The following is a 10975-nucleotide window of genomic DNA, read 5'->3' on the forward strand; positions in this document are numbered from 1 at the left end:
TTTTTTCAAGATTTTTTCAGGCACACCATATTTTTTTGGAGGAATTACATGAAAAAAGGCTATAACAGCACGCGATCCAAAGACATCAACGTTACCGCATCCCAGGGCATCCTGCAAGGATTGGCCCCAGATGGTGGACTCTTTGTCCCCAATTTTATTGATCAGATTAATTTAGACCCAACCCAATTTATCGGAAAAAACTATGGCGAGATGGCTAAGGCGATCTTTTGCGCTTTTCTTGATGATTTCAGCGCCAAACAAATTGATGATTCGATTCAGGGCGCTTATTACTCCGGTAAATTTGAAGAACAAGAACCGGTTGCTTTAAAAAAAGTCAACGACCGTTATTTTCTGGAACTCTTTCACGGGCCCACCTGTGCCTTTAAAGATATGGCTCTGACTATTTTACCATATCTGATGGTGGAGTCCATGAAAAACGTCAACAACCAACAGAAAATTATGATCTTAACAGCAACTTCGGGTGATACCGGCAAGGCCGCCCTGGAAGGTTTTGCCAATGTTCCGGATATCAGCATCATTGTTTTTTACCCCAAGGATGGGGTCAGCACCGTTCAGGAGAAACAAATGCTGACTCAAATCGGTGCTAACACCTGTGTGGTTGGTGTCGACGGCAATTTTGACGATACCCAAAATGGTGTTAAAGTGATCCTCAACGATCCCCAACTGGCGGCCGAACTGGCTAAAGCCAATGTGATCTTTTCCTCAGCTAATTCGATTAATATCGGCCGGCTGCTGCCTCAGGTGGTTTATTATTTTTACAGCTATTATGAACTGCTTAAGCGGGGTGAAATCCAGCCGAATGAAAAAATAAATTTTGTCGTCCCGACTGGGAATTTCGGCAACATTCTGGCCGGTTACTATGCTGCGCTGCTGGGCTTACCGATTAACAAGCTGATCTGCGCCTCCAATGCCAACAAGGTTTTAACGGATTTCTTTAAAACCGGCAGTTATGACCGCAATCGGGATTTTTATAAAACCTCGTCACCATCCATGGACATTCTGATTTCCAGCAATCTGGAGCGGCTGCTTTACGATGTCTCCGGCGCCGATCCCGATGCTGTCAGTGATTTGATGGCGCAGCTTAAAAATCAGGGTGCTTATCAGACTTCACAAACCCTGATGGAAAAAACCGGTCTTTTCTATGCCGGTACTGCCAATGAAACCGAAACCGCCCAGGCCATCAAAGCCATTTATGATGAGAGCCATTATCTGATGGACCCTCACACCGCCGTTGCCAATAAGGTCTATGACGACTATCTCAATGAAACCGGAGATACCACCAAAACGGTGATTGTCTCCACCGCCAGCCCCTACAAGTTCGGACGTTCGGTTTATGAAAGCATCTTCGGTGACTGTGACTGCAACGATTATGAGCTGTTAAATATTCTGGCACAAAAAACCGGCACCACCATTCCCAAGCCTTTAAAGGATCTGGATAAAAAAGCCAATCAGCATCAGGGTCAATGCGATAAAACCGATATGTCCCAGGCTGTTCTTGATTTTTTAAACGATCAGGTGGACAAAAATGATTAAGGTTCAGGTACCGGGAACCAGTGCCAACATCGGCCCGGGCTTTGATGCCTTTGGCCTGGCACTGTCGATTTATAATACTTTCAGTTTTGAAGAAAAGAATGACGGCAAGCTGACGATCCGGGGGGTGGAACGAAAATATCAGAGTGATACCAATCTGGTTTACCGGTCGATGCAGAAGGTCTTTAAAAAAGTGGGCTACCGTCCCCGGGGCCTTTATATCCATACCGCTGTCGATATCCCCATCAGCCGGGGTCTGGGCAGTTCAGCCACCTGCATTGTCGGCGGCTTGTTTGGTGCCAATGCCCTGATTGGCTCGCCCTTGAAAGCGGATGAACTGTTTGACATAGCGGTGGAGCTGGAAGGCCACCCGGACAACGTCGCCCCGGCCATTTTTGGCGGCCTGGTGGTATCGATGAACGATCACGGCAAAAACACCTATATCAAGAGTTTGGTGCATCCCTGTTATGAATTTTATGCCCTGGTGCCGGACTTTCCATTATCGACATCCGATGCCCGTCAGGTTTTGCCTAAAAAAATCAGTTTTGCCGATGCCACCCATAATCTGCCCCGGGCCACCATGACCTATCTGGCCTTGGCCAACGGTGCTGAGGATATTTTAAAGCTGTGCATGAAGGACCGCCTGCACCAGCCCTATCGCAAAAAGCTGATTGCCCATTACGACGTGATTACCAAAAAAGCCAGGGAAATGGGTTGCCTCAACACCTGCATCAGCGGGGCCGGGCCCACCATTCTGGCTATTAATTCAGTGGATAACCGTGGTTTTAAGCCGGATATGCAGGCCTATCTAGCAGAAAAAGCACCAGGTTGGCAGCTCATTTCCCTGACGCCCGATCATACTGGTGTCCAGATTTTGGGAGGTTAAGCCAATGATCAAAGATTATCTGATTGTCAATAAAAAAATCCTCCCCGATTATTATTCCAAGGTGGTGGAAGCCCGGATCCTCATGGAGTCCTCTCAGTGTAAATCTGTCAGTGATGCGGTCAAAAAGGTGGGTATCAGCCGCAGCACCTATTATAAGTATAAGGACTATATTTTTACGCCTTCGGAAAACTATGGCCGGAAGTTCACCCTGTCGTTTAAGTTGGATGACCAGCCCGGAATCCTGTCCAATATTTTAAACATTCTTCGGGACCACCAGACCAGTATCATCACCATTCATCAGGATATCCCCATTAACCAGGCCGCCATTGTGATTGTGACTCTGGACGGCAAAGATCTGATCTTGACTATCGATGAATTGATGGCCATACTGGAAGCCCTGGATGGCGTTCACGGTGTTCATCTGATTGCGATGGAATAAATAAAAGCCCCATTCTGAAAAATCAGAATGGGGCTTTTTGACAACACAAAACGTGTTTCCACTTTAATAAAGCTCAATCGTATTTGATAAACTGTCCTCACTGGAAAACCAGTAATAGGATCCCAGCACATCATCCATCAGATCTTCAGCAGCGCCGATGGTATTGGCGTCGGTTATGGCATAATGGAAATACTTTTCTCCGGTATTCAGGGCTACTTCCAGATCGCTGACAAAGCGGTTTTCCTCGCTTTTTTTGTTGAGGTCATAGAGCTTATTTTCTTTGACAAAATAATTGGCTGCCGTAGCGGTAAACTCCGGGTAGGCAATCAAGGTCTGATCGGGATGATGCGATTTAAGCAATTCCGCCGTGGTGACACAGAAATAGTCATAGAAGATGCTCTTTTCCGGCTCAGCGTTATCAGCAATGTTAAACTCCCCCCAGGTGGCATCCAGGTAATAATACTCCCCATCAACCCGCACCAGGTTCCAGGCATGGGCCCCCTGGCCAATGGCCTCACCGGCCACATAGGAGCACTCAATCCCAGTTCGCTTTAACAGATATTGTATCGCTTTGGAATAACCCGCACAGACTGAGCCCTTTTTCCCGAAGACGCTGTAGATGTTTTGATCATCCTCAAGGTCTTCCTGATAGATGGTGTTTTTGATTACATATTCATAGGCATATTTGACTTTGTCATAGTCGCTCATGCCGCTTTTTATACCCCTGCTGTATTCCTGAAAAGCCGCTTCAATTTCGGTCTGCCGTCTTTCTTTCTCGGCTTCATCGTAGGGATATTCAACCATCACCTTGCTGACCTTCTGATTGCCCTCATCAAAATAATAGGAAAACTCCCCGGCCCAAAATATTTCCGGATAGTCATAATCGATGGCCGCCAGAACCCGCTCGATTTCTTCGGTATTGACCCCACTGACTTTCACCTCGGTTTCAAAATCGGTGAGCATACCAACAACTCTGGCATAGGCCTGTTTTTCATTATCCTCCAGAAAGGCATAGCCATCAAAGGCCTGTTGCTGACTGGCGGCGATTTCTTCATTCTGCTGAGCTTGACTATCCTCAAAAAATGACTGGATATCCATGCCGCCAACCAGATCTTCCAAAGCCAGATAGGCCCCGGCTGCTACCAGTAAAATAATTAGCATTGAAATAATGATGACTGCAACTACTTTTCTTCCGTTATGATTGCTCATGCCTGTTGCCCCCTTGTGTGATCTCTTTTCTTTATTACCCTTTATTTTAAACATCTGCATTTATTATCCCGAGATTTATGCCAAACAGTAAATAATTTTACCACAAATTCTTATGGACACCCTAAACTTTTATGACCTATACTTAAGTAAGGATAAAGAAATCTTAAGGAGGCTACTATGCCAACGTATCACCCAATCACCTGCACAACGGCTCTGCATGAATTGAAGCGAAAAACTCCCTATGGCTGGGATTTAAATATTTTTAAGGGCTGCAGCCATGGCTGCAGCTACTGCTATGCCATGGGAACCCATGGTTTTAGCGGCCTTACTGATTTCACAACCAACATTTCGGTCAAGACCAATATCGTCGACGTACTGGAAAAACAACTCGCCTCGCCAAACTGGAAACGGGAAATCATCAATATTGGCGGCGTTACCGACAGCTATCAACCAGCGGAAGCCCAGTACCGGCTGATGCCGGAAATATTAAAGCTCCTGATCAAATATAAGACCCCGGCGATTATCTCCACCAAATCAGACCTAGTGCTCCGGGATTATGACCTGATTGACCAATTGTCCCGGATTACCTATATCAATGTTGCCGCCACGGTGACGACTTTAGATGAAGCTGTCCGAAAAAAAATCGAGCCCGGCGCTGCCTCCAGTTCTGCCCGTTTTGCAATGCTCAAACAATTTAAAAAAACCAATGCCTCCATCGGTCACCATCTGATGCCGATTATTCCCACGCTGACCGATGATTCCGAGACCCTTTCGGCTTTGTTTGCCGCCGGCCAGGATGCCGGTATCGATTATGTGCTGCCCGGCGCCCTGTATCTGCGGGGAGCCACCAAGCCAGCCTTTTTTGACTTCATTAAAACCAACTATCCCGAAAAATACGATACCCTGTGGAAGCTCTACAAAAAAGGCGGCGCTCCCAAAGAATATAAAGACGAACTCTATGGCCGACTCAATCCCCTGCGTCAGTCCTTTGGTCTATCCAATAGCTACAGCAAACCGATTAAAGAAAAGCTGAAGGTCTATCCGCCATCAGAAGAACAGGTTTCCTTTTTAACGCCCTAATTATATCCGGCAATAGATACTAATCACCCGGTTTGGGATTGAATTCTTTTAAAAAAGATGTTAGACTGTAATCAGACTACAAAAAGGAGTAAAGAGGATGCGTAATTTATCTTGCTAAGAAACAATTGGAAAGTGTTTTCAAAACCTGCGGTTAAACCGCTTGTTTTGGTGCGCTTAAGCAAGAGAATTACAAGAAAAGCACTGCCTCTCTAGCACCATCAACTCCTTATTTATGGATTTTTTGGGCTGCCCATCATTGAGCCGCAGGATAATTTTCTTGCGGTTTTTTATGTGTCCAAGCTACTGTTATCTGGCTTGGCAAGAGAGGTACAATGATGTCACAAATTTCCATATCACATTTAAGCTTTAACTACGAAAGCAGTTGCGAAAATATTTTTGAAGATGTTTCCTTTACCATCGACACAAACTGGAAACTGGGTTTTATCGGCCGTAATGGTCGCGGCAAAACGACCTTTTTAAAACTTCTGATGGGTCTTTATGACTATAGCGGCGTGATCGCCGCAGCGGTCGATTTTGAATATTTTCCTTTTGCAATCAAGAACTCTTCCCAACTGACTCGCACTCTTGTCGATGAGATTTATCCTGATTACCCGCTCTGGGAACTGCAGCGGGAGCTGTCGCTACTGAACCTGGATGCAGCGCTGCTGGAGCGGCCATTTAGCAGCCTGAGCCGGGGCGAGCAAACCAAGGTATTACTGGCGGCCTTATTTTTAAAACCAAATCAATTTCTCTTAATTGATGAGCCGACCAATCATCTCGATCTGGAAGGTCGACGTGTTGTCAGTCAGTATTTGAAAAAGAAACCGGGTTTTATTCTGGTTTCCCACGACCGCACCTTCCTGGATAATTGCGTCGATCACGTCTTGTCGATTAACAAAATGAACATTGAGATTCAAAAAGGCAACTATTCCAGCTGGCTTCTTAATAAACAGCGTCAGGATCAGTTTGAATGCAATCAAAATAAAAAACTCAAACAGGAAATCGATCAATTAAAAACCGCTGCCAAACGCACCGAAAATTGGTCGAATGCCGTTGAGAAGTCAAAAAACGGACAACGGGTTTCCGGCCTTCGCCCGGATCGGGGCCATATTGGTCATCAGTCTGCGAAAATGATGAAACGCTCCAAATCGCTGGAAAAGCGTCAGCAAAAGAATATTGAGTCAAAAGAAAAGTTAATGAAAAATATCGACTGGAACGACAGTCTCAAGATCCGGCCCCGGGCTTATCAAAAAGAGCGGCTGATTTCGGCCAACCACCTGTCCCTTTACTATGATGACCGCCCCATTCTGAACGATTTAAGTTTTACGATCAACCAGGGCGACCGGATTGCTATTATCGGTCCCAACGGGACGGGAAAATCCAGTTTGCTTAAACTGCTACTGGGCCAGCCAATCAGCTTTTCCGGCAATCTGGAGCTGGGCAGTCAGCTGCAGCTATCGCATATTCCGCAAGACACCGACTTACCAACCGGTGATCTTCGTGATTTTTCCCGCTGCCAAGGGATTGACGAAAGTCTCTTTAAAACCATTTTGCGAAAGCTGGGATTTAACCGGGAGCAATTTGAGAAAAACCTGACTAGCTTTAGTGAGGGGCAAAAAAAGAAAGTCTATTTAGCCCGCAGCCTTTGTCAATCAGCCCACTTATATTTATGGGACGAACCACTTAATTATATCGACGTCCTCTCCCGGTTGCAGATTGAAGAGCTTTTGCTACAAAACCCGCCAACGATGATCTTTGTGGAGCATGACCGATCCTTCATTGACCATGTGGCGACAAAAATTATCAAACTATAAAAACAATTTATTGGTAATTGCTAAATGAAAAAAACACTGAACAATGGTTGCTTTGGGTCCAGTTTCCACAAACAATTTTGTAACGTGTAGGCGAACAGTTCAGCGAACTGTCCGCCGTACAGTGTAAAAATTGTTTCGTGCGAAACTGGTCCCGAAGCTCACGGCAGTTTCTCAATTACCTATAAACAATTTACCAAAAGGAGTAACTCATGCATCTACGACCAAAACCCTGGGCCCGCCCGGAGCTGGAAGCCTGTGGCTTTTTTCAAGCCTATCCCCCAGATCACCACGGCCAATGGCACCACTTATTTAAAAAAAAGCAGCCCCTTCATATTGAATTGGGCTGCGGAAAAGGAACCTTTATTGCAGAGCTTGGAAGCCGCCATCCGGAGATCAACTATCTGGCCATTGATCTGATTGACGCCGTTCTGGGTTTAACCAAACGTAATATTCAGGCGGCCTACGCTGATGCGAACCAGGCCATTGACAATGTCCAGATTATGTCCTGGAATATTGAACGGATCGACATGATCCTTGCTCCCGAGGATGGGGTCGAGCGGATCTACATAAATTTCTGCAATCCCTGGCCCCGCCGCCGCTTTCATAAAAAACGGCTGACGCACACTAAACAGCTGGAAAAGTATAAAAAACTCTTAGCTGAAAATGGCGAGATTTATTTTAAAACCGACAGCGATGAGTTGTTTCGGGATTCCATCAAGTATTTTGAATCCACTGGTTTTACCATCACAACCTTGATCCGTGATCTTCACGCCTCGGACTATCCGGATAATATTGAAACCGAACATGAAAAAATGTTTAGTGAACAGGGGATTAAGATAAAATTTTTGATTGCCAGCTTAGCTTCGTTCTAAACTTAAAAATTAAACTCCGCCGCCCAATCAAAATCACCAGATGCTTCCACACTTTTGGGCCAATGCTCACACCAATGCGGCACTAAAGGATTCTCAACCCGATCCAGGCTGGGAGTATAGGGTTTGAGATCCAGCACCGGGGTGCCATCATTGGCGTCAATGTAGGGAATCCGGATGATCCCTTTTTGATAATCGATTTCCAGCACCGAAACCGGGGTTAATGCAATGGGATTGGGCCGAATTGGTGATCGGGTGGCAAATACGCCCATCACCGCCGGGGCCTGTTTATAGGGCTGGGGGCCAGAAATAACCTTCCTGGCCGCTTCATTATCAAACTCACTGAACCACCAGAAAACATTGATGTGTGAGAACCCGTCCAGTCCTTCTAGCCCTTCTCGATAGGCCTCTTCCAGTTCAATAAAGATCTCCTCCCCCTGAACACGAATAGTGCCAATTGGTTTGACGTAGCCTTGTTTCATTTGTTTACCTCCATGATTGTATCAACATTTTTTATACCTTTATCATAGACCCTGACACCATGTGAGAGTCAATAAGAATCATAATTATATAATTAAAAGAAAGTACCTCTGCTAAACTTAATCAAAATCTCTTTCATCCTGAAAAATGCATTAATATTAGTGTCCAATTAAAAACCACTGATTACAAAGACTCTCAATGTCTCACATAATCAGTGGTTTTTTAATAGCGGTTTTATTCTTATTGATTTAAATAAGGGCTTCAGCCTTTGTTGCCGTAAATACAAATTTCCCGTCAATAACTTTTGCACTGCCGGTAAAACGACAACCTTTGGCTCCTCCTTCAAATTTTTGAGCTGCCAGCAACATCGCACAGTCGTTTTTCTTGATATTTTCCTGCGTAACCTTCATTGCATAGACGCCCACCGAAACAGTGTCCCCTTCAACTGTACCACCACCAACAATAATTGGGTGTGGGCTACCATCGGGACACATTGTTACAATTGTCAGGAACGCCGAGTTTTCGATAACACTTTTCATTTCTTCATCAATAACCATTTTAATTCCTCCAAAGTTTAGTATAGCAATTGACTCCGTAATTACTACCTGATACAATTATAGTACCAACCTAAATGCTTGTAAACTACGCAAAAAAATATGATCAAATACGAAAATAGAAAGTAGATAAGAAAAAAATGACTATCTCTGAAAACAAAACTTCATTATGTTCCGGGAACATCTGCCCATGCCAAGAAAAATGCCCACTTTCAGCTGCTCTTGAAATTATTGGGGGTAAATGGAAGATTCCCATCCTGTGTGCACTGTATAACGACGGGCCGACACGTTATAATGCGTTAAGAAAAAAAATTAAAGGCGTAACCAACACCATGCTCGCTTCCTCACTGAAGGAACTCGAAGCGGATGGTCTCATCCTCCGCACACAATACAACGAAATGCCCTTAAGAGTCGAGTATGAATTAACCAAAAACACGAATCGTCTTATTCCGATTCTGGGAAGTCTTTCTGCATGGGGCAAGGACATAAAAAACTGATTAAAAATCTATAATACTATCTCCCATGTTTTAATTTGCTTTTTCCAATCCAATCTGAATTTCGGTCAGGTAATGAGCCGGGTTTTCCTCATTCCAGGGCCCCCGGTGACAAATCTGTCGGTTATTTCCTTTCATTCTAAACCCACCATGCTCAGTCAGCCAATAGGCCAGTGAACGATAGACCCCGGCAATATTTTCGGCGGAATTTGCTCCACCGAATACAGGCGATAGCCACTATAAGGATCCGTCTTCGCCGGTTTTAACAAATTATTTTCGTCATAATAACGGAGCATCCGAATCGATACCTGGGTTAGCTTAGAAAACTCACCAATTTTAAACATTTCTACCTCTTATCATCTGCTTTGATTCTGGTGACTATCTATACAAACACCATTTGGATCAACACCATGTAGACCAGCGTTCCCCCGCCAATACTAAGCAGATTATTACGCTTCCAAATGTGCAGCAGCGCCACAATGGCAACCGCAATAAACTCGGGAAAACCATGGGGTGCCACCATCACACTGACGCCTTTTAAACAATAAACCACCAGAATGGCAATCACCGCCGGTGGGAGCAGATCACCCAGGGTTTTAACCAGAGCGGGTACTTCCTTCCCCCCGCCAAACAGGGCAAAGGGCAGAAAGCGGGTCAGGAAGGTGCATGCGGCCACCACCAGAATTACCAATAACGGCGTTAAAAATTCTGTACTCATTGACACACCTCCTGATTCTCGCCGATTTTAATGCTGTTTTTAAAAACCAGCAACAAGCATACCGCCGCAATCAGCGCTGGCAGAATAAAAGCGCCAGGACCAAAGATAACAAGCGATGCCACCCCACAAATCGTCCCCAGCAGGGCCGGTAAATGGGATTGATAACTGTACCACTGCTCAATAAAAATTACCACAAACAGAGCCGTCATGGCAAAATCAATGCCGGTAGTATCAAAGCCGATGAAGCTGCCGATGACTGCCCCAAGGGTACAGCCAATAATCCAGTAGCTCTGATCCAGGGCCGCTACCGTAAAAAACACCTGTTTTTCATTCAGTTCCTTGGGAATATTCATCCCACAAAGTAGCGAATAGGTTTCGTCAGTCAGCGAAAAAATCATATACCAGCCCCATTTTCCCATTGCTTTGAATTTCTCAATAAAGGATAATCCATAAAAAATATGACGGCTTTGTACCGACAGGGTCAGGACGATCAACGACAATAATCCCATTCCGCCACCCAGTAATCCAATTAATACAAATTGCATCGAACCGGCGTATATAATCAGACTGATAAAGAATGCCCAGATGAAATTGTATCCGGCTTTTTCCAGCAGAATGCCGAAGGCGATGCCCATGAAAACATAGCCGAAAAGTACCGGCACAGTTTGGATGAAAGCAAACTTTAACGTCTCTTTAAATGCTTCTTTTTTCTTGGTTGTATTCAATTTTCTGCTCCTTATCTTAATTTTCCTTAAGTTATTGAACTATTATAGCATAAATTTTTGTGTTAATGCTTTTCAAAAGTTTTTTACCTTGCATAATTCTGCTCTTTGTTTATAATATGTTTACTTAAGTAAATTAACTATTATGGTGATTAACTG

General features: G+C 44.7%; 12 protein-coding genes and 1 pseudogene. 7 read left to right on the forward strand and 6 right to left on the reverse strand.

Going from position 1 to position 10975, the window contains the following annotated elements; all coding sequences use genetic code 11:
- The first annotated feature begins 48 nt into the window (after window positions 1-48).
- The 3 genes from thrC to ACWI_RS11445 are packed head-to-tail and all read left to right on the forward strand — an operon-like array spanning window position 49 to window position 2876.
- A complete protein-coding gene (gene thrC / locus ACWI_RS11435; RefSeq protein WP_070371572.1) occupies window positions 49-1554 on the forward strand; it encodes a threonine synthase in 1506 nt (501 codons plus the stop codon).
- Entirely contained in the window at window positions 1547-2437 is an 891-nt protein-coding gene (thrB, locus tag ACWI_RS11440; protein ID WP_070371573.1) for a homoserine kinase, read from the forward strand. The genes thrC and thrB overlap by 8 nt, the downstream gene beginning before the upstream one ends.
- A gap of 4 nt (window positions 2438-2441) precedes the next feature.
- Window positions 2442-2876: an ACT domain-containing protein gene (locus tag ACWI_RS11445; RefSeq protein ID WP_070371574.1), complete on the forward strand. Its 435-nt coding sequence runs from the start codon at window positions 2442-2444 to the stop codon at window positions 2874-2876.
- 63 nt (window positions 2877-2939) lie between these two features.
- Here the strand turns inward: ACWI_RS11445 and ACWI_RS11450 are convergent, their stop codons facing one another.
- On the reverse strand, window positions 2940-4085 hold the full coding sequence (locus tag ACWI_RS11450) for a transglutaminase domain-containing protein (protein ID WP_070371575.1): 1146 nt from the start codon (window positions 4083-4085) through the stop codon (window positions 2940-2942).
- Between the two features lie 177 nt (window positions 4086-4262).
- Here ACWI_RS11450 and ACWI_RS11455 point away from each other — a divergent pair, with 177 nt between their 5' ends.
- The 3 genes from ACWI_RS11455 to trmB all read left to right on the forward strand — a co-directional run bounded on the left by ACWI_RS11455 (window position 4263) and on the right by trmB (window position 7851).
- A complete protein-coding gene (locus ACWI_RS11455) occupies window positions 4263-5165 on the forward strand; it encodes an SPL family radical SAM protein (RefSeq protein WP_070371576.1) in 903 nt (300 codons plus the stop codon).
- Window positions 5166-5500: 335 nt separating this feature from the next.
- On the forward strand, window positions 5501-6979 hold the full coding sequence (gene abc-f, locus ACWI_RS11460) for a ribosomal protection-like ABC-F family protein (protein WP_070371756.1): 1479 nt from the start codon (window positions 5501-5503) through the stop codon (window positions 6977-6979).
- A 209-nt stretch (window positions 6980-7188) separates the two neighbouring features.
- A complete protein-coding gene (trmB, locus tag ACWI_RS11465; RefSeq protein WP_070371577.1) occupies window positions 7189-7851 on the forward strand; it encodes a tRNA (guanosine(46)-N7)-methyltransferase TrmB in 663 nt (220 codons plus the stop codon).
- A 2-nt stretch (window positions 7852-7853) separates the two neighbouring features.
- Here the strand turns inward: trmB and ACWI_RS11470 are convergent, their stop codons facing one another.
- Together ACWI_RS11470 and ACWI_RS11475 are read right to left on the reverse strand one after the other, a co-directional pair.
- The gene (locus ACWI_RS11470) at window positions 7854-8330 is read right to left on the reverse strand and encodes an SAM-dependent methyltransferase (protein ID WP_070371578.1); all 477 of its coding nucleotides are present in this window, start codon (window positions 8328-8330) and stop codon (window positions 7854-7856) included.
- A 246-nt stretch (window positions 8331-8576) separates the two neighbouring features.
- Complete coding sequence (locus ACWI_RS11475) at window positions 8577-8885, reverse strand: pyridoxamine 5'-phosphate oxidase family protein (protein WP_070371579.1); 309 nt, start codon at window positions 8883-8885, stop codon at window positions 8577-8579.
- Between the two features lie 137 nt (window positions 8886-9022).
- Between ACWI_RS11475 and ACWI_RS11480 the strand changes: the two genes are divergently transcribed.
- Window positions 9023-9379: a winged helix-turn-helix transcriptional regulator gene (locus ACWI_RS11480; RefSeq protein ID WP_070371580.1), complete on the forward strand. Its 357-nt coding sequence runs from the start codon at window positions 9023-9025 to the stop codon at window positions 9377-9379.
- 203 nt (window positions 9380-9582) lie between these two features.
- On the opposite strand, the pseudogene ACWI_RS19045 reads toward ACWI_RS11480, so the two are convergent.
- From ACWI_RS19045 to ACWI_RS11495, 3 genes and pseudogenes are all read right to left on the reverse strand, one after another.
- A pseudogene (locus ACWI_RS19045) lies at window positions 9583-9720 on the reverse strand (MerR family DNA-binding transcriptional regulator); the annotation flags it as partial.
- Between the two features lie 38 nt (window positions 9721-9758).
- Window positions 9759-10094, reverse strand: a complete 336-nt coding sequence (locus ACWI_RS11490) for a branched-chain amino acid transporter permease (protein ID WP_070371582.1) — start codon at window positions 10092-10094, stop codon at window positions 9759-9761.
- A complete protein-coding gene (locus ACWI_RS11495; protein WP_070371583.1) occupies window positions 10091-10819 on the reverse strand; it encodes an AzlC family ABC transporter permease in 729 nt (242 codons plus the stop codon). Before ACWI_RS11495 ends, ACWI_RS11490 begins: the two co-directional genes overlap by 4 nt.
- Window positions 10820-10975 lie beyond the last annotated feature (156 nt).

It is taken from the genome of Acetobacterium wieringae (genome assembly GCF_001766835.1).
Lineage (GTDB): Bacteria > Bacillota > Clostridia > Eubacteriales > Eubacteriaceae > Acetobacterium > Acetobacterium wieringae.